Source organism: Dactylosporangium siamense, from assembly GCF_016862795.1.
Classification (GTDB): Bacteria; Actinomycetota; Actinomycetes; order Mycobacteriales; family Micromonosporaceae; genus Dactylosporangium; species Dactylosporangium siamense.
Map to the genome: position 1 here is coordinate 29,606 of NZ_BONQ01000125.1, position 19,206 is coordinate 48,811.

The following is a 19,206-nucleotide window of genomic DNA, read 5'->3' on the forward strand; positions in this document are numbered from 1 at the left end:
CGGGACGGTGACCCGTCCGCCGGGCTTTCGACAGGCCGGCGGGCGGGCTGCCGCCCCGCTTCGCTACGGTCGCGGGGTGAGAATGCGCGCGGCCGTGGCAGCCCTGGTGCTCGTCGGCGTCACGGCGGTCGCCGCCCCCGCGCCCGCCCACGCCGAGACCGTCCGTGAGCAGCAGTGGTGGCTCGGCGCGCTGAGCGTCGCCAAGGCCCAGCAGGTCGCCAAGGGCGACGGCGTCGTCGTCGCGGTCATCGACACCGGCGTCGACAGCACCCAGCCCGACCTGTCCGGCGCCCTGCTCGCCGGCACCGGCACCAACGGCGTCACGAGCCAGAAGGGCTGGGACGACCCCGACGGCCACGGCACCCAGATGGCGTCGGTCCTCGCCGGCCGCGGCAGCGCCGTGCTCGGCATCGCCCCGAAGGCCAGGATCCTCCCGATCGCCATCCCGATCGGCAACCGCGAGCTCAAGAACCCCGAAGGCACCCTCGCCGAGCCGATCCGATATGCCGCCGACCACGGCGCGAAGATCATCAACCTGTCGTTCACCCTCACCGACGACGAGCTGAAGCAGCCGGAGATCGACGCCATCGCGTACGCGCGAGGCAAGGGCGCGCTCCTCGTCGCCGCCGGCGGCAACCGGCCCCAGGGCGATGACCACGTCCCGCTACCGGCCCGCTACCCGGGTGTCGTCACCGTCGCCGGCACCACCCGCGCCGGCGGGCTGTGGGACGGCTCCATCGCCGACCCGACGGTCGACATCGCCGCCCCCGCGCAGGACATCATCGGGGCCGCCCCGAAGGCCCGCTACCCCTCCGGTTTCGCGGTTGGCAGCGGCACGAGCGGCGCCGCCGCCATCGTCTCCGGGGCCCTCGCCCTGATCTGGTCGAAGTATCCGGCACTGGACGCGGCGAACGTCCTCAACCGCCTCTTCGCAACCGCCCGTGACAAGGGCACCGCGGGCCGCGACGACGCCTTCGGGCACGGGCTGATCGACCCGTACGCGGCGCTCACCGCGACGGTCCCGCCGGTAACGGCCGACCCGCTCGGCCCGATCGCCGCCGCCGGCGCGTCCCCGTCCACGTCCCCGCCGACGGCGGCGGCGCCACCACCGGGCAGCACGCCGGGCCTGAGCTCCCGGACCATCCGTGCCGCGGCCGTCGGCGGTGGCTCACTCCTGCTGGCACTGCTCCTGGTCTTCGGCGTCGCCCGCCCCCTGCTGAAGTCCTCCCGGCGCCGCCGCTGACGATCGGCCGTTGTCGGGGCAGGCGTTGCAGCCAGCCCCTTTCAGGGCAGGACGCGCAGCGCGAGGGTGCAGGTGTCGTCGTCCGGGCTGGCGAAGTGCAGCAGGCCGCGCAACCGGGTCAGCGGCTCCGGGCCGGGGTCGGCGGAGACGTCGGCGAGGGTCTGCTTCACCCGGCCCAGCATCACCTCGGTGCTCGCCGAGCGGCGCTCCACCAGCCCGTCGGTGTAGAACAGGACCAGGTCGTCGTCCCGCAGGCACGAGGCGAGGACCGGATAGGCGGCGTCGGCGGCGGCGCCGAGGAGCAGGCCGGTGGGCCGCTCCAGCTCGCTGACCGCGCCGGCCCGGGCCAGCAGCGGCGGCATGTGCCCGGCCCGCGCCCACGACAGCGTCCTCGCGCCCGGGTCGTAGACGCCGATCGCGGCGGTGCCGGTGATGCCCAGCTGCAGGCACAGCAGGTTCATGTGGGCGAGCAGCGTGCCCGGGTCGCGGATGCCGATGGACAGCCACGCCACCAGGGAGAACCGCAGGTGCGCCATGCCGTTCGCGGCATCCAGGCCGTGCCCGGCGACGTCGCCGACCGCGAGCGCGACCCGGCCGTCGGGCAGGGTCTGCGCGTGATACCAGTCCCCGCCGACCTGCACGGCGCGCTCCGCGGGCAGGTAACTGACCACCGCCTGCAGCCCGGCGAGGGGGAACGGCTCGTGCGGCACCGGCTGGATCAGGTTCTGCAGCTGCGCGGCGAGGCGGTGCTCGGCGAGCGCCGTCATCTCGCGGGTGCGCAGCTGGTCGCTGAGCCGCTCGATCGCCGTGCGGGTGTCCTCCCGGGCCGTGACGTCCTGCACGACGGCGTAGATCTTCAGCGGGCTGCCGTCGGCGTCGCGGGCGACGTCGGAGAGGATCCGCAGGTACTTCACCGTCCCGCCGGCCCGGAACCGCACGGTCACGTCGGACGCGGCGCCGCTGTCGAGGGTCTGCCAGGCGGTCTCGCTGACCCCCCGGTCGTCGGCGAGGAGCGCCGCGGCCTGCTCCGAGCGGGACATCGCACCGAGCGCCGGGTCCCGCTCGAAGATCCGGAACATCCCGGGTGACCACTCGCTGCGGCCGGTGACCAGGTCGTATTCCGCCCAGCCGAGACTGCCGAGCAGCTCGGTGCGCTCCAGCCGGCGGCGGGCCTCGTCGACGCGCTGCCACCACACCAGCAGCCCGCCGAGGACGGGGTGCACGCTGATCTCGAACAGGGAGTCGGCCACGACCCCGGCCCGCTGTTCGGCGTAGCGGAAGTCGGACAGCTCGGCGGCCACGCCGTCGGTGACGGCCCGCAGGTAGAGCTGCCAGAGCGGGCCGCCGACCAGGCTCGGATACAGCTCGCTGAACCGTTCGCCGATCCGGCCGGCGCCGCGGCCGTAGATGTCGTTGTCGCGGCCGCTCACCGCCGCGACGAGGAAGTCGGCGACGCGGCCGTCCTCGCCGGTCAGCGGCAGCAGCCAGGTGCACCCGGACGGCACCGCCGACAGCAACGCGCGGACCACCGCCGTGACGGTGTCACCGTCACTGTCCGCAGCGGCCGGCGCGGTCCCGCGCCGCGCACCGTCGTGTGCCATCTGTCGAAGCTTAGTGCCGAAGCGACCGCGCGGCCGCTTTCGACATTCACCCTGCTTTCCCGCCTTCCGCGGCCGGTGACGGCGTTACGGTGCTTGTGTCCCCGCGTTGTCCAGGACCGCTGAGGAATGCCACATGACGCAGCCCATCGGGTATCGCGACCTCGTCGCCGACCATCTGCGCCGCTCCGGCCGCCCGACCGGGGTCGCCGAGGTGATCCCCGGCGTCGGTGACCGGCTGGCCTACAACCCGTGCGTCGTGCGGCAGGGCGGCCGGACCCTGCTCGCGGTGCGGGTCGAGTCGCCGGACAGCTACTGGCGCGACCAGTCGTCGTGGGACCCGGAGATCCGCTTCTACGAGCGCACGCCCGGCGGCTGGCGTCCCGCGCCGGGCACACCGGTGTTCACCGCCGCCGAGGACCCGTTCGCGGCCTGGGTGCTGGGCCGCGACGGCTCGCCGGTGCTGGTGTTCGGGGTGGTGTCGCTGGACTTCCGGCAGGACCCGCCGATGGTCGTCACCCGCTTCCACGCCGCGCCCGACGTCGAGCGGCTCGACCCGGCCGGTGCGTTCCTCGAGGTGCCGCAGATGAAGGACATCCGGCTGCTGCAACGCCGCGACGGCCTCGCGGTCTGCGGCCGCCCGCAGGGTGGCACGGCCGGCCGCGGCCGGGTGAGCCTGATCATGGCCGAGGATTACACCGAGCTGTCGCCGGAGCTGATCGCGAAGGCCCACGTCTTCCACGACCAGGTCGCCGAGGACACCAAGCTCGGCGTCAACGAGCTCTACGACCTCGGCGACCGCATCGGCGTCCTCGGTCACGTCGCGGTCGGCGAGGAGGGCGGCCCGCAGGAATACGCGGGCGCCTGGTGGACCATCGACCCCGCCGCCAGCACGGCCACCGCGCCGCGGGTCATCGCGATGCGGTCGGACTTCCCGCCGGCCCCGCCGAAACGCCCGGACCTGACCGACGTCGTCTTCCCCGGCTCCCTCGAGGTCCTCGACGGTGGCCTCACCCGCGTCTACTGCGGCCTGAGCGACGCGACCATCGGCTCCATCGTCCTGCCCTCCCCCTTCTGACCGCTCTGCCGTCACCCCCTGCGGCGTCGGTACAGTCGTGCTGGCGCGAAGGAGGTGCTGGGACGGTGGTGTGGCGGAGCCGGGTGCACCTGCTGAGCACCCGCGTGTATGGACCCAAGCGGCGCTACGAGCCGCAATGGACCGGTGGCATCCGGCTCGCGATCGGCGCGCTACCGACGCCCGAGACCCTCGCCGCGCTCCCGGGCGCCGGCGTCACGCACATCGTCAACTGCCGGGCGACCCACCAGACCGTGCTGTCGCAGGACCTGACGGCCGAGCGGGCGCTGCTCGGCCCGGCCAACGTGGTGCACGCCCCGATGTGGGACGTCCACCTGCCGCAGCCGCCGCGGCGGTGGTCCCGGGCGGCCCTGTTCGCCGCCGGCGTCATCGACCGCGACCCGGGCGCCGGTGTCCTCGTGCACTGCCAGCACGGGCGGCACCGCTCCGCCATGGTCGCCTACGCGGTCCTGCGGCTGCTCGGTCACGCACCCGCCGACGCCGCGTCGCTCATCCGGGACCATCACCCCGGAGCGCGGCCGCTGCCCACCTACACCCGCAGCGTCGAGGACTGGATCGCCGCCGGCGCGCGCCCGCACGGCCCACTGCGCACCGGCTGAATCCCCGCTGCGGCGGCTACCGCTGAGCGCGGTTGCGCACCTCGATGACGGCGCCGGTGTCCGGGTCGACGCGGAAGCTGCGACCCGGTGGCAGCGGCCGGTCGAGGGCGCGGACCCGCAGGTGGGTGCCGTCCGGCGTGAGCTCCCGGGCGGTGGTGAGGGCGTAGTCGTCGGGGTCGGTGTCGTCGTCGCCGGCCTCACCGGCCCGCGAGGTCGTCACGCTGAAGACGATGAGCCCGGTGATGGCGTCGAAGACGATCCGGTGCGCCTCCAGCACGATCCGGTCGTAGCGGGGCAGCACCATGCCGGTCTGGAACACCAGCCCGGTGACGGCGGCCCAGCCCTGCTCCACGAACACGCGGAAGCTCACGGCACGGCAGTCGTCCGACTCGCCACGGGCGTAGACCGTGTGGTCCCAGACCCCGGTGCCACCGTCGCGGAACCCGACCGAGGCGTGCGCGCCGGCCCGCAGGTTCGCGGGGGCCGAGGGCACCCGGGGGAAGGGGTAGGGCGGCGGCTGGTGGTTGGACAGGTTCGCCACGGCGAGGACCTGGCAGCGCGGGACGCGCACGATGTGCTCGGCGATCACGTACACCTGGCACGCCGGTGTGACCGAATAGTCCAGGATGTTGTCGGCGCTGACGTCCGCGCTGGCGATGAGGTCCACGCCGCCAACGTAGGCAGTGACACACGCCGATCACACGCCCGCTGCCGGAAATCGGACTCCGCGGCGGGCGTGACAGGATGGACGGCACCAGCCGATGATCGAGAGGGAGCACCGTGGCCGCACGTGTCGTCAGTCCCACCGGGCGAGGGTTCCTGCTGCTGGACGCGCACCCGACCGGCTGCTTCCGGAGCGTCGCCGACATGGTGGCGCAGATCCCGCCCCCGGCCCGGCTGCCGGAGCACCGGCCGGTGGCGCTGGTGATCGGCTCCAGCGCCGGCTACGGCCTGGCCGCCACCCTGGCCGGCCTGCGGCGGCACGGCATCCACGGGGTCGGCGTCGCGTTCGAGCGGCCGCCGGGGCGGCGCACCGGGACCGCCGGCTGGTATCGCACGATCGCCACCGACGCGGTCGCCGCGGAGGCCGGCAGCGACTTCACGTTCGTCAACGCCGACGCGTTCGCCGACACCACCAAGGCCGAGGTGCTGGACCTGATCGAGAAGCGCTTCGGTCAGCTCGATTTCCTGGTGTACAGCGTCGCGGCGCCGCGCCGGACCGACCCGCGGACCGGCACCACGTACCAGTCGGTCATCAAGCCCATCGGCGCCGCGCACACGACCCGGACCCTGGAGTTCGACGGCGACGGCACCCCGATCCTGCGGGACGTGACCGCCCAGCCCGCCGACGAGGCGGAGGCGGCCGACACGGTGCAGGTGATGGGCGGCGAGGACTGGTCCCGCTGGGTCGCCGACCTGCAGGAGCGCAACCTGCTGCGGACCGGGTTCCGCACCGTCGCGCTGTCCTACATCGGGTCGAGCCTGACGTCGGCGATCTACCGCGACGGCACGATCGGCGCCGCGAAGGTGCACCTGGAGCGGACCGCCCGCGAGCTCGACGAGCGGCTCGCCGCCGTCGACGGCCGCGCGCTGACGTCGGTCAACGGCGCGGCCGTCACGCAGGCGTCGACCGCGATCCCGGGCATCGCGCTCTACGTGAGCCTGCTGCACGCCACGCTCGGCGACGCGCTGCAGTCGCCGGTCGAGCAGTCGGTGCGACTGTGGGACCAGCTGACCGGCGCGGTCCCGTTCGACCTCGACGAGCAGGGCCGGCTGCGGCTGGACCGGTGGGAGCTGGACCCGGCCGTGCAGGCCGCGGTGGCGGAGCGCTGGCGCGCGATCACCCCGGAGACGATCGCCGAGGTCGCCGACGTCGACTGGTTCCGCGCGCAGTTCCGCGGCCTGTACGGCTTCGACGTCCCCGGCGTCGACTACGCCGAACCGGTCGACCCGGACCTGGAGTGGCCCGCGCCGCGCTGAAGCGGCGCGTTCCGATCACCCCGAGCACGACCACGGCGGCCGCACCCGTCAGCACCGCGAACCTCGGCCGGCCCGCGGCGCGTTCCAGCACCGCGGGTCCTGGCCGCACCGCGCTACAGCACCGCGGGCCTTTGCCGGCCCGCGTCGCGGTAGAGCACGTAACCGCAGGCCAGGCCGAGGACGAGCTCCACCACCCCGCCGAGCACCAGGCCGCCGGCGGGGGTGCCGTCCAGCGCGACGGACAGCCCCCGGGCGAGGGCGTAGGCCAGGTAGAACACGGCACCGGACAGCGCCGCCGCGAACGCCAGCCGGGCGACGAACGCCCCCACGAGCAGCAGCACGCCGACCGCGAGGACCGCACCGCCGGCCGCCCGGGTCTCGCTGAGCAGGTTCGCGTCGGCGCCGATGCTGATGCCGTACTGGCGGTGGAACGCCACCGGCGCGAACAGGCTGGCCGCACCGACGGCGACGGCGACGAGCCCCGCCACGGACAGCAGGATCCGCCGGATCACCGCCAGGCTCCCGCGGCCGCCGCGGCGCGGCAGTAGTCGGCGAAGTCGCGCGGCTGGCGGCCGAGCGCGTCACGGACCCCGGTGCCCAGGTTGGAGTTGCGGCCGTCGAACACCTCAGCGCACAGGTCCGCGAACAGGTCGGCCTGCGGGTGCCCGGCCAGGGCGGCCCGGAGCTCCTCGACGGTGACCGGCACGTAGCTCACCGGCCGGCCGGACGCGGCCGCGAGCTCCTCGGCCGCCTCGGCGAAGGTCAGCAGGCGCGGGCCGGTGACGTCGTACAGGCGGCCGGCGTGCCGCTCGTCGAGCAGCGCCGCGACGGCGATGTCGGCGATGTCCTCGATGTCGACGAACGGCTCGGCGACGGTCCCGGCGGCGAGGACGACGGCGCCGTCGAGGACGCCCTGGCGTAGCTCGCCCTCGCCGAAGTTCTGCGCGAACCAGGCCGAGCGGATCAGGGTGTAGCCGAGCCCGGACTCCCGCACGATGTCCTCGCAGCTCTCGGCGTGGTGCTCGCCGCGGCCCGACAGCAGCACCAGCCGCTGGACGCCGGCCGCCGAGGCGGCCTTGGTGAACGCCTCGATGGCCGCGGGCGCCTCGGGCGCGGCGAGGTCGGAGTGGTAGGTGACGTAGGCGGCCCCGACGCCGTCCAGGACGGCCGGCCAGGTCTCCGGCCGTTCCCAGTCGAACGGCGGGTCGGTGCGGCGGGAGGCGCCGCGGACGGGGTGGCCGAGGTCGGTGAGGCGGCGAACGATCCGCCGGCCGGTCTTGCCGGTCGAGCCGGTGACGAGTGTGGTCATGTGGTCCAGCCTCACCGGTACCAGCGAGATTCTGAATCATCAGAGCACCTGAAGTCTTTGCAGATCGTCCAATATGGTGGACGATGATGTGGTGACGACGATCCTTCCGCCGGCCGCGGACCCGCTCGGTGAGGCACTGCACCTGCTGCGCCTCACCGGCACCCTCTACTGCCGCTCGGAGCTGACCGCGCCGTGGGCGATCGACGTGCCGGCCCTGGATGGGCTGATGGCGCTGCTGGTCGTGACGGCCGGCGAGGCCGTCCTGGAGGTCGCCGGCGAGCCGCCGCGGACGCTGCGCCCGCGCGGTCTCACGCTGATCCCGCACGGCACCCCGCACCGCGTCCACAGTGGACCGGGCCACCCGGGGGCCACGCCGCTGTTCGACATCCCCGTCGAGCGGGTCAGCGAGCGATACGAGCTGCTGCGCCACGGCGGCGGGGGCGCGCTGACCCGGGTCACCTACTGCGTGCTGCGCTGCGACCACGTCCCGGCCCGGCGGCTGGTCGCGCAGCTGCCACCGGTCCTGCACGTCGACGCGTGGGACGACGACGGCGGCTGGCTGCACAGCACCCTGCAGCTCATCGCCGGCGAGGCGACCGCGCTGCGGCCCGGCGGCGAGACGGTGCTGACCCGCCTCGCCGACGTGCTGGTCGTGCAGGCGATCCGGGGCTGGCTGGACACCGCGCCCGAGGCCCACCAGGGCTGGCTGGCGGCGCTGCGTGACGAGCATGTCGGCCGCGCCCTCACCGCGATGCACCGCGCACCGGAGGCGCCGTGGAGCGTGGAGTCCCTGGCCCGGGAGGCGGCGATGTCGCGCTCGGCGTTCTCGGCCCGGTTCACCGCGCTGCTCGGCGAGCCGGTGATGCAGTACGTGACGCAGTGGCGCATGCAGCTGGCGCACACCCACCTGCAGCAGTCGCCGGAGCCGCTGTCGCAGGTGGCGCACCGCTTCGGGTATGCCTCGGAGGCCGCGTTCTCCCGGGCGTTCAGCCGCACGTTCGGCGTCGCGCCCGGAGCGGTCCGCGCGGTCCGCGCCGGCCTGGTCGACTGAGACCCTTAGGTGTTTGCCTCCATACAAATGTAGGCTCGGGCCTCGGACTGGCGCCAGGGTGGAAACTCCCGCAGGATACGGCGTGCGGGAGACGTCGATGCTCGGGAGGCAGCCGGACGTGCAGGAGCAGCGGGTGCTCGGTGGTCGCTACCGGCTGGAAGACCAGCTCGGCAGCGGTGGGATGGCCGTGGTGTGGTCGGCGACGGACGAGGTGCTGGGGCGCCTGGTCGCGGTCAAGATGCTGGCCGGACAGCACGCCGCCAAGCCCGAGTCCCTGCGCCGCATCCGCGCCGAGGCCAGGACCGCCGCGACCCTTTCGCACCCGAACGTCGCCCAGGTGCACGACTACGGCGAGGCCGAGGAGGACGGTCGGACGGTCCCCTACGTGGTGATGGAGCTGGTCCGCGGGCAGAACCTCGAGCAGCGCATCGCCGCCGGGCCGGTCGAGCCGCGGGTCGCGTTCCGGATCTGTGCCGAGGTGGCCGCCGCCCTGACCGCCGCGCACGCCGCCGGCCTGGTCCACCGTGACATCAAACCCGCCAACGTGATCGTGACCGAGAGCGGCGCCAAGGTGGTCGACTTCGGCATCGCCGCGTCCGCCGCCCCGAGCGGCGACGGTGACCTGCCGTCGGAGGTGCTGGGCACCCCGTCCTACCTGGCGCCGGAGCGGCTCACCGACGACGCCGTCGCGCCGGCCTCGGACGTGTACGCGCTGGGCATGCTGCTGTACAAGCTGCTCACCCGTCAGCTGCCGTGGCAGGTCGACAACACGGTGCAGCTGCTCGTCGCGCACGTGTACACGGAGCCGCAGCCGCTGCCGCCGCTGCCCGGCGTGCCCGACGAGGTCATCGACCTGTGCCACCGCTGCCTGCGCAAGGACCCGGCGCTGCGGCCGGACGCGCCCGAGGTGGCGGCGGTCCTCGCCGCGGCGGCCGGCCTGCGGGTCGTCGCCGACGAGCGGGCGCACGCGGCGGCCGCCCCGGCCACGGACGGCGAGCCGTCGGCCGTGCTCATCCCGCCGCCGGGCATCCGTGCCACCGCCTCGACCGGCACCAGGCCGGCCCGCCGCCGGGCCGTGGTGGTGACGTCCGCCACCGTGGCCACCCTGGTCACCGCCGGCCTGGTCGCGGCCGCGTTCAGCACCGGTCCGCCCGCGCAGCAGCGCACCGCCACCGCCGCCGCGTCGTCGTCGCCGACCGGGACGGGTGCGCCGAGTGCCGCCGCGCCGTCCGCCACGACCGCGGTCGTTCCCTCCGCCGGCACCGGTCCGACCACGGCCGGTGGCGGGCCCGCTACCGGGGGCTCGACCGGCGGAGCCACCCGGCCCGCCCCGCAGCCGACCGGCGGCAACCCGGCGCCGACCACCGCGCCGCCGACGCCGTCCGACCCGCCCTCACCCCAGCAGCGGACCCTGTCGTCGATGGGCGGCAGCGTCCTGGCCACCTGCACCACCGGCGACCTGGCGCAGCTGCTCTCGTGGGAGCCGGCGGAGACGTATCAGGTCCAACGGGTCGACGCCGGGCCGGCCAACCCGGCGAGGATCCTGTTCAAGAGCGCCGAACACACCGTGCGGATGCAGGTTACCTGCAAGCTCGGCGTGCCGTCGGCGGTCGTCGGGACGATCTGAGCCCGCGGGCCGGTCGAACAAACCCGGTGTGGCCGCGTGGCAGGGTGTGGCTATCCTCGCCGGGGCGGCACGGAGCCGCCCAACGGGGAGGAACACATGAAGTCCAGCAGGAGTGTCCTGCTCACCCTGGTGCTGTCCGGCGCGCTCGCCGTCACCGGGGCCTGTGGCAGCAAGACCGACAGCGGCGCCGCCGCGCCGGCGGCCAACGGATCGACCAGCGCGGCGGCGTCACCGTCGGCCGACCCGCGCGCCGACCTGGCCACGGCGTTCGCCAAGTTCAACGGCGTGACCACGACCTATTCGGTGACCACCGACTCGGGCGTCGCGGCCAACGTCAAGATGACCGGCTCCAGCGACCCGGCGAAGAAGGCCAACAGCGGCTCGCTGACCATCAGCGCGCAGGGGCAGCAGATCACGACCGATGTCATCATCGTCGGCACCGACGTGTACCTGAAGATGAACCTGCCGATTCCGGGTGTCGACCCGAAGAAGTGGATGTACGTCGACGGCAGCAAGACGTCGCTGAGCAAGCTGGGCCTCGGCAACCCTGACGACCCGGCCAACGTCAAGGGCTTCGCCGACGCGATCGTGACGATCGAGCGGACCGGCGCCGGCACGTTCAAGGGCACGATCGACATGACCAAGCGCAACCTCCCGGCGTCCAGCGCGGCCCTGATCCAGCAGCTGGGCAACGCGGCGCAGTCGGTGCCCTTCGAGGCGACCGTCGGCGCGGACGGCTACGTCACCTCGCTGATCGTCAAGACGCCCGCGGCCGGCCAGATCCCGGCGACGACGGCGACGACGACGTTCAGTGACTTCGGCAAGCCGGTCACGATCAACAAGCCCGCCGCCGCCGAGGTGCAGCCGGCACCGCCGGCGCTGCTCGCCCAGTTCGCCTGATCCACGCGCAGGGGCCGCACCGCGACGGCGGTGGCGGCCCCTGTCTTCAGGCCACGAGCAGCCGGAGACCGAGGTCCGCCGCGTCGAGTTCGGCGAGATCGGCGTTGCGCTCGGCCCACACGCCGGAGGACAGGTCCGCGTGGAGCTTCCGCACCGCGCGCTGCTCGGCCTGCGGGCCGACCCTGGTCCACACCGACACCGCGCGGCGCACGTGTTCGTCCAGGTACGCCTCGGGGCGGCGCCAGTACGCCTCGAAGAAGCCGTCGGCGCAGTCCCACGGGACGGGCAGCGGCTCGGCCCGTCCGCCGATCGCCCGGGTCAGGTCGTCCAGTGCGGGTCCGCCGACCACCAGGCCGGCGAACTCGGGCAGGTAGTCGCGGTTGAGCCAGAACCGCTGGTGCGAGGCGGCGTCGTAGGTGAACACCACCACGCGGCGGGCCACCCGCCGCAGCTCCCGCAACCCGGCGATCGGGTCCGGCCAGTGGTGCACGGTGCTGACGGCCATCGCGGCGTCGAAGGACTGATCCTCGAACGGCAGGCTGTCCGCGGATGCGGCCACGCACGGCGCCGCACCGGCGGGGCGCAGCGCCCGCATGACCGCCGACGGTTCCACCGCGGTGACGTCCCGGTCGGGGGGTTCGTAGGAGCCGGTGCCGGCCCCGACGTTGAGCACCGTCCGAGCGTCGCCCAGCGCGGCCCAGATGCGCGCGGCGATCCGCGGCTCGGTGCGCCGCGTCGCCGGGTAGGCGGATCCGATGGTGTCGTACAGTCGCGCGCCGAACACCCGCAGTTGCTCCTCCGGTGTCGTCCTGATGCCCATCGCTCGTGCCTCCAGTTCCCTGTCGATGGCCGTCACCATGGCCGCGGCGCGATCGCGCTGGTCCACCAGCAGGCCGCGCAGGCGGCGCAGGTGCGCGACCGCGTCGGTGGTGGGGTCGTCGACCAGGTCCGCTATCTCGCGCAGCCCGAAGCCCAGCCGCCGGTAGGCGAGCACCTCCCGCAGCCGCTCCACGTCGTCCGCCGAGTACGCCCGGTATCCGGCCGGGGTCCGCGTGGACGGCTGCAGGAGGCCGATCTCGTCGTAGTGATGCAGGGTGCGGACGGTGACGCCGGCCAGCTCGGCCACATGTCCCACGGTCAGGTGCTCCTCCACGCCCCCGACTATGTGGCATGACGCCGCGTGAGGGACAAGTCCCGCGTCACCGGTTTGAACGCCGGTCAGAGGTGCAGGCGCAGCCGGACCGTGGTCCCGTCCGGGCCGCTGACCGAGGCGACGTGGTCGCAGACCCGCTCCACGATCGCCAGCCCCCGCCCGCGCACCGCGTCCGCCGGCGGCATCTGCCGCTGGAACGTCCGCGGCGGTCCCTGGTCGACGACGTCGCACACGATGTGCCCGGCGTCCGTCCACACCCGGACCCGGCCGCCGCCGGTGGTGTGCTGCACCGTGTTGGTCGCCAGCTCGTTGACCGCCAGCATCAGCATCTCGGTCCGGGCCTCCGACATGCCCAGCGCCAGCGCGTGCCGGCGCACGAACGCCCGGACCGCGCCCAGGTCCTCGGCCTCGCCGTAGGACAGCGTGTCGGAGGTGCCGGAAGTGTCTGCCTCGAACAGTGCCATCGAGCTCACCCCACCCCTCACGTCACCCGAGCGTGGTCCCGGCCACCATCATGGCACCCGGGACCGGCCGGGACGGGTCATGCATCACCCGCTCAGGGGCCCCCGGGGTCCGGGATGTCGCGATCGCCCCGCGCCGCCCCTATCGAGCACGCCCTCTGGTTTACTGCGACATCGTGGAACACGTGCTGGAACCCGACGACCGGACGCTGCACGGCTACTTCTCGCCCGACTACCCGCCGGTGCTGACCGTGCGGCCCGGCGACAGCGTGACCTTCCGGACCCTCGACTGCTGGTGGTCGGCCGGCCCCTACGCCGGTGAGCACCCGCCCGACCGGCCACGCGTGCCGCAGCACCGCCCGGGGTACGGCCACGCGCTGGTCGGCCCGATCGAGGTGCTCGGGGCGAAGGCCGGCCAGACGCTCGAGGTCCGCGTCGACGCGGTCGTCCCGGAGACCTGGGGGACCACGGTCGCGGGTGGCTGGCCGAGCGGCCCGAACCGGCGGTACCACCTGGAGACCGAGGGCGTCGTGCACGCCTGGACGCTCGACCCGGCCGCGATGACCGGCCGCAACCAGCACGGCCACGCGGTGCCGCTGCGCCCGTTCCTGGGCGTGATGGGCATGCCGCCGGCCGAACCCGGCGAGCACTCGACGATCCCGCCGCGCGTGCACGGCGGCAACATCGACTGCAAGGAACTGGTCGCCGGGACCACCCTGCTGCTGCCGATCCCCGTCGACGGCGCGCTGTTCTCCGCCGGCGACGGGCACGCGGCCCAGGGCGACGGTGAGGTCAGCGGCACCGCGATCGAGTGCCCGATGGACCGGGTGACGCTGACGTTCGGGGTGCGCGACGACTTCCCGGTGCCGGGGCCCGTCGTCCGCACCGCCGACGCCTGGCTGGCGCTGGGCCTCGGCGACACCCTCGACGACGCCACCTACGCCGCGCTGGAGTCGATGTTCGCCCTCCTGGCGCGCCTGCACGGGGTGACCCGGGCGGACGCCGTCGCGCTGTCCAGCGTCGCGGTCGACCTGCGGGTCACGCAGATCGTCAACCAGGTCGTCGGCGTCCACGCCGTCCTGCGCGACGACGCCGTCAGCTTCGCTTCGCGCGACCCGGGCTGAGACAGTGGCCACCCGCGGCGGCCATCCGCGGCGGGTGAGACGGGGCCGTGGTGGCGCGGTGAGCCTTGGAGTCGGCATGCCGGCTGTAGGGCTCGAGAGGAGACGCGCACATGGCACGCGCTGTAGGAATCGACCTCGGGACGACCAACTCCGTGATCGCCGCGTTCGAGGGTGGGCGGCCGACCGTCCTGCCCAACGCGGAGGGCAGTAGAACCACGCCGTCCGTGGTGGCGTACACCGACGGCGGCGAACGGCTCGTCGGGCAGCTCGCCCGCAGGCAGGCGGTGCTCAACCCCAAGGGCACGATCACCTCCGCGAAACGCTTCATCGGCCGCAGGTTCGACGAGGTCGGCGAGGAGACCCGCGGCGTCACCTACGACGTGGTCGCGGGGCCCGACGGCATGGTGCGCTTCGACGTGCGGGACAAGCTGCTGTCGCCGGAGGAGGTGTCCGCGCAGATCCTGCGCAAGCTCGCCGACGACGCGGCGAAGCACCTGGGGGAGAAGGTGACCGAGGCGGTCGTCACGGTCCCGGCGTACTTCAACGACGCGCAGCGCCAGGCGACCAAGGACGCGGGCAAGATCGCCGGCCTCGAGGTGCTGCGGATCATCAACGAGCCGACGGCGGCGGCCCTCGCCTACGGGCTGGACAAGAAGGGCCACGAGACGGTCCTCGTGTTCGACCTCGGCGGCGGCACGTTCGACGTGAGCATCCTCGACGTCGGCGACGGGGTGGTCGAGGTCCGGGCCACGTCCGGCGACACGCACCTCGGCGGCGACAACTTCGACCACCGGCTCGTGGAGCACATCGCCGGGCAGTTCCAGCAGGAGACCGGCATCGATGTGCGCACCGACCCGCAGGCGCTGCAGCGGCTCACGGAGGCCGCCGAACGCGCCAAGATCGAGCTGTCGTCGGTGACGCAGACGCAGGTGAACCTCCCGTTCATCACCGCCGACGCGACCGGGCCCAAGCACCTCACGACGACACTGACCCGCGCGACGTTCGAGGAGCTGACCCACGACCTGCTGGAGCGGACGATGGGTCCGGTCAAGCAGGCGATGCAGGACGCGAAGGTCACCGCCGGCGACCTCGACGAGGTGATCCTGGTCGGCGGGGCGACCCGCATGCCGGCCGTGCAGGCCCTCGTGCGCCGCCTCACCGGCGGCAAGGAACCGAACATGACCGTCAACCCCGACGAGGTCGTCGCGCTCGGCGCGGCCATCCAGGCCGGCGTGCTCAAGGGCGACGTGCAGGACGTCGTCCTGCTCGACGTGACGCCGCTGTCGCTGGGCGTGGAGACCCTCGGCGGGCTGATGACGAAGGTCATCGACCGCAACACGACGATCCCGACCCGCCGGGCCGAGGTGTTCTCCACCGCCGAGGACAACCAGCCCGCCGTCGACGTCGTCGCGCTGCAGGGCGAGCGGGAACGCGCCGCGGACAACCGGGTCCTGGGCCGCATGCGGCTGGAGAACATCCGCCCCGCCCCGCGCGGCACCCCGCAGGTCGAGGTGACCTTCGACGTCGACGCCAACGGCATCCTCAACGTGTCGGCGAAGGACAAGGACACCGGCGCGCAGCAGCAGATCACCATCACCGAGAGCGGCACCCTGGACACCGCCGAGGTCGAGCGGATGGTCCGCGAGGCGCAGGAGCACCGGGCCGAGGACCAGCAGATCCGCCAGCGGGTCGACGCCAGCAACGAGCTCGACGGCTCCGCGTATCAGCTGGAACGCGGCCTGCAGGAGCGCGGCGACGTGCCGGAGCACGAGCGGGCCCGGGCCACGATGCTCGTGGAGGAGGCCCGGCAGGCGGTGCGGGAGCAGGCGCCGACGCCGCGGCTGCGCCAGCTGACGGAGGACCTGCGGCAGGCGGCGCTGGCGCTCGGCAGCGGCGGCGGAAACCGGGAAGCCCCGCAGGACGCCGACGACGTCATCGACGCCGACTTCAACACGGGGTGACGCCGTGGCCGAGGTCAACGAGGACGTCGCGGAGCTCACCGAGCGCTGGCAGCGGGCCGCCGCCGACGTCGAGAACACCCGCAAGTGGGCCGAACGCCAGTCGGCGCGGCAGCGGCAGGAGGAGCGGCTCGCCGTGTCCGCCGCGTGGCTGCCGGTGCTGGACAACCTCGACCTGGCGCTCCAGCACGGCGACGCCGACCCGAGCACCATCCTGGAGGGCGTGGCAGGTGTGCGGGACCAGGCGCTGAGCATCCTCGCCCGGCTCGGCTTCGAGCCGGTCGGCGAGGTCGGCGAACCGTTCGACCCGGTGCGGCACGAGGCGGCCGAGGTCGTCCGCGACAGCGACGCGCCACCGGGCACGGTCGTGCGGGTGCTGCGTCCAGGGTTCGGCGACGGGGAGCGGCTGCTGCGGCCGGCGGTCGTCGCGGTGAGCGCGCCGGCCGATCTGGCGGTGCACCCGGAAGCGGGTCGGGACGGTGGCTGAGAACCGCGACCCGTACCAGGTGCTCGGCGTGGCCAGGGACGCGAAACCGGAGGAGATCCAGCGCGCGTACCGGACCCTGGCCCGCCGGCAGCACCCGGACATCAACAAGGAACCCGGCGCGGAGGAACGCTTCAAGGAGATCAACGAGGCCTACCACGTGCTGTCCGATCCCGAGCGCCGGGCCAAGTTTGACCGGGCGGCCCGGGTCAGGCAGGGCGCGGGCTTTCCGAGCGGAGGATTTCAGGGCGGAGGAGGATTTCAGGGCGGCGGGTTTCAGGGTGTCGACGTGGACCTGGAGGACCTGCTCGGCAGCATGTTCGGCGGCGGCGGCCGGCACGGTCCGGGTGGCGCCGGTCCGGTTCCCGGCGCCGACACCCAGGCCACGATCACGATCGGCGTCGAGGATGCGTTCCGGGGCGGCCGCCGGCAGGTCACCCTCCCGGGCCCGGACGGCAGCCCCCGCCACTACGACGTGAACGTGCCGGCCGGGGTCGTCGACGGGCAGCGGATCCGCCTCGCCGGGCAGGGCAACCCCGGTGTCGCCGGCGGCCCGTCCGGCGACCTGTACCTGGTCGTCCGCCTCGCGCCGCACCCGCGGTTCCGGGTCGAGGGCCGCGACGTCGTGCTCGACCTGCCGGTGGCGGCCTGGGAGGCGGCCCTCGGTGGGCCGGTGCCCCTCGACACGCCCGGCGGGCGGGTCCGCGTCGACGTGCCGCCGGGGACGTCGTCCGGGCGCCGGCTCCGGCTGCGCGGGCGGGGCCTGCCCAACCCGCGCGGCCGTCCCGGCGACCTGTACGCCGAGGTCAAGATCATGGTCCCGCCGAAGCTGACCGAGCCCGAGCGCCGGCTGTTCGAGGAGCTCGGCGAGGCGTCCCGGTTCAACCCGCGGGAGGCCTGAGCGCGGCGCTGTGGGCGGCGCCGCCGCCGATCGCGTACGTTGCTGCTGTGATTGGCACAGGTGGGTCCCCGCAGCGGTGGAGCACGCAGCGCTGGTTCGCGTCGGTCCTGATCGCGATGGTGGTCCTGGTCCTGGCCGGCGCGGCCGTCGGCGCGGCGATCCTGGCGCACACCGCGGCGGTGTCCAACCGGCTCAGCGACCGGATCTCCCCGGCCCGCACCGCCGTGGTGGAGCTGACCGCCGCCCTCGTCGACCAGGAGACCGGCGTGCGGGGTTACCTGCTCAGCGGCGACGAGCGGTTCCTGGAGCCCTACGCGCGGGGCGTCGCCGGCGAGCGGACGCTGCTGGGCCGCATGCGGCAGCTGCTCATCGGCGAGCAGGTCGCCCTCGCCGACCTGGACCGGGTCGAGGCGCAGGCCCGCGACTGGCGGACCACGGTGGCGGATCCGTCGATCGAGGCCCGCCGGCGCGGTGGTGACTCCTCGACCACGGTCGACGCCGTGCTGGCCGGCAAGACCGCGTTCGACGCCGTCCGCGACCGGATCGGCACCCTCGACGGGCACCTCGCCGGCGTCCGGGAGCAGGCCCGCAGGGACCTCGACGGGGCCCGCCGGCTGCGCGACAGCGTGTTCCTCGGCATGGTCGGGTTCCTGCTGCTGTTCATCACCGCCATCGCGGTGCTGCTGCGCCTGGTGGTGCTGGAGCCGCTCGACCGGCTGAGCACCGGGGTGCGCCGGGTCGCGGGCGGGGACTTCGACCACCGCCTCGCCGTGCGGGGCCCCGCCGACCTGGCCCGGCTGACCGGCGACGTGGAGACGATGCGGCAGCGGATCGTGGACGCGTTCATCGCCAGCGAGCAGGCCCGGGCGAAGCTGGAGCAGCAGCAGCTGGAGCTGCACCGCTCCAACGCCGACCTGGAGCAGTTCGCCTACGTCGCCTCGCACGACCTGCAGGAGCCGCTGCGCAAGGTCGCCTCGTTCTGCCAGATGCTGCAGCGCCGCTACAGCGACCAGCTCGACGACAAGGCCCGGCAGTACATCGCGTTCGCGGTCGACGGCGCCACCCGCATGCAGCGGCTCATCACCGACCTGCTGACGTTCTCGCGGATCGGCCGGGTGTACGACGACAGCCGCTCCGTCGATCTCGACGAGGTGGTCGGGCAGGCCGAGGCGAACCTCGGCGGCGCGATCACCGAGCGGCGGGCCCGCGTCGAACGCCCACCGCTGCCGACCGTGCCCGGCGACGTGACCCTGCTGACGATGCTGTGGCAGAACCTGATCAGCAACGCGATCAAGTTCCGCCACCCGGAGCGCGACCCGGTGGTGCGGGTCACGGTCGCCGAGGCGGGCGCCCGGTGGCAGTTCAGCGTCGAGGACAACGGCATCGGCATCGACCCCAGGTTCGCCGACAAGATCTTCGTCATCTTCCAGCGGCTGCACTCCCGCGAGACCTACTCCGGCACCGGGATCGGCCTGGCCGTCTGCAAGAAGGTGGTCGAGTTCCACGGCGGCGAGATCCGCCTCGACGACACCTACTCCGACGGCGCCCGGTTCATCTTCACCCTGCCCCGCGAGGTGACCACCCCTGAGCTCGCGACCGCTTCCGCGGACCTCGCTTCCGCGGACCTTGCTTCCGCGGGCGCTTCCGCGGACCTCGCGCCCGCGACCGCGGACGGGCAGCCGGCGCTCGGTTCGCGCTGACCGCCCGTCCGGTGGGCAGGTG

At 73.8% G+C, this 19,206-nt stretch carries 18 protein-coding genes; 12 read left to right on the top strand and 6 right to left on the bottom strand.

The features are described 5' to 3' along the window. The first annotated feature begins 82 nt into the window (after window positions 1-82). A complete protein-coding gene (locus Dsi01nite_RS38905) occupies window positions 83-1,243 on the top strand; it encodes a S8 family serine peptidase (protein WP_239136508.1) in 1,161 nt (386 codons plus the stop codon). A 41-nt stretch (window positions 1,244-1,284) separates the two neighbouring features. Here the strand turns inward: Dsi01nite_RS38905 and Dsi01nite_RS38910 are convergent, their stop codons facing one another. Beyond that, the gene (locus Dsi01nite_RS38910) at window positions 1,285-2,844 is read right to left on the bottom strand and encodes a PP2C family protein-serine/threonine phosphatase (RefSeq protein ID WP_203851396.1); all 1,560 of its coding nucleotides are present in this window, start codon (window positions 2,842-2,844) and stop codon (window positions 1,285-1,287) included. Window positions 2,845-2,977: 133 nt separating this feature from the next. Between Dsi01nite_RS38910 and Dsi01nite_RS38915 the strand changes: the two genes are divergently transcribed. Both Dsi01nite_RS38915 and Dsi01nite_RS38920 read left to right on the top strand, forming a co-directional pair. Then, the gene (locus Dsi01nite_RS38915; RefSeq protein ID WP_203851397.1) at window positions 2,978-3,919 is read left to right on the top strand and encodes a DUF1861 family protein; all 942 of its coding nucleotides are present in this window, start codon (window positions 2,978-2,980) and stop codon (window positions 3,917-3,919) included. A 65-nt stretch (window positions 3,920-3,984) separates the two neighbouring features. Further along, on the top strand, window positions 3,985-4,536 hold the full coding sequence (locus Dsi01nite_RS38920; RefSeq protein ID WP_203851398.1) for a protein-tyrosine phosphatase family protein: 552 nt from the start codon (window positions 3,985-3,987) through the stop codon (window positions 4,534-4,536). Window positions 4,537-4,552: 16 nt separating this feature from the next. Here the strand turns inward: Dsi01nite_RS38920 and Dsi01nite_RS38925 are convergent, their stop codons facing one another. After that, window positions 4,553-5,203 carry a hypothetical protein gene (locus tag Dsi01nite_RS38925; RefSeq protein WP_203851399.1) on the bottom strand — a complete coding sequence of 217 codons (651 nt, stop codon included), beginning with the start codon at window positions 5,201-5,203 and terminating at the stop codon, window positions 4,553-4,555. A 113-nt stretch (window positions 5,204-5,316) separates the two neighbouring features. Between Dsi01nite_RS38925 and Dsi01nite_RS38930 the strand changes: the two genes are divergently transcribed. Continuing rightward, window positions 5,317-6,516, top strand: coding sequence for a trans-2-enoyl-CoA reductase family protein (locus Dsi01nite_RS38930; protein ID WP_203851400.1), 1,200 nt, complete (start codon window positions 5,317-5,319; stop codon window positions 6,514-6,516). A 113-nt stretch (window positions 6,517-6,629) separates the two neighbouring features. Here the strand turns inward: Dsi01nite_RS38930 and Dsi01nite_RS38935 are convergent, their stop codons facing one another. Both Dsi01nite_RS38935 and Dsi01nite_RS38940 read right to left on the bottom strand, forming a co-directional pair. Next, window positions 6,630-7,028 carry a DUF4345 family protein gene (locus Dsi01nite_RS38935; protein ID WP_203851401.1) on the bottom strand — a complete coding sequence of 133 codons (399 nt, stop codon included), beginning with the start codon at window positions 7,026-7,028 and terminating at the stop codon, window positions 6,630-6,632. Further along, window positions 7,025-7,825, bottom strand: a complete 801-nt coding sequence (locus tag Dsi01nite_RS38940) for an SDR family oxidoreductase (protein WP_203851402.1) — start codon at window positions 7,823-7,825, stop codon at window positions 7,025-7,027. The genes Dsi01nite_RS38935 and Dsi01nite_RS38940 overlap by 4 nt, the downstream gene beginning before the upstream one ends. A 91-nt stretch (window positions 7,826-7,916) precedes the next feature. Between Dsi01nite_RS38940 and Dsi01nite_RS38945 the strand changes: the two genes are divergently transcribed. The 3 genes from Dsi01nite_RS38945 (at window position 7,917) to Dsi01nite_RS38955 (ending at window position 11,403) form a co-directional block, all read left to right on the top strand. After that, on the top strand, window positions 7,917-8,876 hold the full coding sequence (locus Dsi01nite_RS38945) for an AraC family transcriptional regulator (protein ID WP_203851403.1): 960 nt from the start codon (window positions 7,917-7,919) through the stop codon (window positions 8,874-8,876). A 97-nt stretch (window positions 8,877-8,973) separates the two neighbouring features. Further along, entirely contained in the window at window positions 8,974-10,503 is a 1,530-nt protein-coding gene (locus tag Dsi01nite_RS38950; protein WP_203851404.1) for a serine/threonine-protein kinase, read from the top strand. Between the two features lie 96 nt (window positions 10,504-10,599). Beyond that, window positions 10,600-11,403 carry a hypothetical protein gene (locus tag Dsi01nite_RS38955; protein ID WP_203851405.1) on the top strand — a complete coding sequence of 268 codons (804 nt, stop codon included), beginning with the start codon at window positions 10,600-10,602 and terminating at the stop codon, window positions 11,401-11,403. Window positions 11,404-11,449: 46 nt separating this feature from the next. On the opposite strand, the gene Dsi01nite_RS38960 is transcribed toward Dsi01nite_RS38955, so the two are convergent. Further along, entirely contained in the window at window positions 11,450-12,556 is a 1,107-nt protein-coding gene (locus Dsi01nite_RS38960; RefSeq protein ID WP_203851406.1) for a MerR family transcriptional regulator, read from the bottom strand. A gap of 65 nt (window positions 12,557-12,621) precedes the next feature. Then, window positions 12,622-13,020: an ATP-binding protein gene (locus tag Dsi01nite_RS38965; RefSeq protein WP_203851407.1), complete on the bottom strand. Its 399-nt coding sequence runs from the start codon at window positions 13,018-13,020 to the stop codon at window positions 12,622-12,624. A 173-nt stretch (window positions 13,021-13,193) separates the two neighbouring features. On the opposite strand from Dsi01nite_RS38965, the gene Dsi01nite_RS38970 reads away from it, so the two are divergent. From Dsi01nite_RS38970 to Dsi01nite_RS38990, 5 genes are all read left to right on the top strand, one after another. Beyond that, window positions 13,194-14,141 carry an acetamidase/formamidase family protein gene (locus Dsi01nite_RS38970; RefSeq protein WP_203851408.1) on the top strand — a complete coding sequence of 316 codons (948 nt, stop codon included), beginning with the start codon at window positions 13,194-13,196 and terminating at the stop codon, window positions 14,139-14,141. A gap of 110 nt (window positions 14,142-14,251) precedes the next feature. Further along, complete coding sequence (gene dnaK / locus Dsi01nite_RS38975) at window positions 14,252-16,102, top strand: molecular chaperone DnaK (protein WP_203851409.1); 1,851 nt, start codon at window positions 14,252-14,254, stop codon at window positions 16,100-16,102. 4 nt (window positions 16,103-16,106) lie between these two features. Beyond that, entirely contained in the window at window positions 16,107-16,586 is a 480-nt protein-coding gene (locus Dsi01nite_RS38980; RefSeq protein ID WP_203851410.1) for a nucleotide exchange factor GrpE, read from the top strand. Beyond that, window positions 16,579-17,484: a DnaJ C-terminal domain-containing protein gene (locus Dsi01nite_RS38985; RefSeq protein WP_203851411.1), complete on the top strand. Its 906-nt coding sequence runs from the start codon at window positions 16,579-16,581 to the stop codon at window positions 17,482-17,484. The genes Dsi01nite_RS38980 and Dsi01nite_RS38985 overlap by 8 nt, the downstream gene beginning before the upstream one ends. 47 nt (window positions 17,485-17,531) lie before the next feature. Then, entirely contained in the window at window positions 17,532-19,184 is a 1,653-nt protein-coding gene (locus Dsi01nite_RS38990; RefSeq protein WP_203851412.1) for a sensor histidine kinase, read from the top strand. The last annotated feature ends 22 nt before the right edge of the window (window positions 19,185-19,206 follow it).

What these genes read in the sequence shown, in the direction of transcription:
- Dsi01nite_RS38950 (WP_203851404.1), top strand. Translation starts at nt 8,974, where the DNA reads ATGCTCGGGAGGCAGCCGGACGTGCAGGAGCAGCGGGTGCTCGGTGGT.
- dnaK (WP_203851409.1), top strand. Translation starts at nt 14,252, where the DNA reads ATGGCACGCGCTGTAGGAATCGACCTCGGGACGACCAACTCCGTGATC.
- Dsi01nite_RS38940 (WP_203851402.1), bottom strand. Translation starts at nt 7,825, where the DNA reads ATGACCACACTCGTCACCGGCTCGACCGGCAAGACCGGCCGGCGGATC.
- Dsi01nite_RS38965 (WP_203851407.1), bottom strand. Translation starts at nt 13,020, where the DNA reads ATGGCACTGTTCGAGGCAGACACTTCCGGCACCTCCGACACGCTGTCC.
- Dsi01nite_RS38955 (WP_203851405.1), top strand. Translation starts at nt 10,600, where the DNA reads ATGAAGTCCAGCAGGAGTGTCCTGCTCACCCTGGTGCTGTCCGGCGCG.
- Dsi01nite_RS38915 (WP_203851397.1), top strand. Translation starts at nt 2,978, where the DNA reads ATGACGCAGCCCATCGGGTATCGCGACCTCGTCGCCGACCATCTGCGC.
- Dsi01nite_RS38905 (WP_239136508.1), top strand. Translation starts at nt 83, where the DNA reads ATGCGCGCGGCCGTGGCAGCCCTGGTGCTCGTCGGCGTCACGGCGGTC.
- Dsi01nite_RS38910 (WP_203851396.1), bottom strand. Translation starts at nt 2,844, where the DNA reads ATGGCACACGACGGTGCGCGGCGCGGGACCGCGCCGGCCGCTGCGGAC.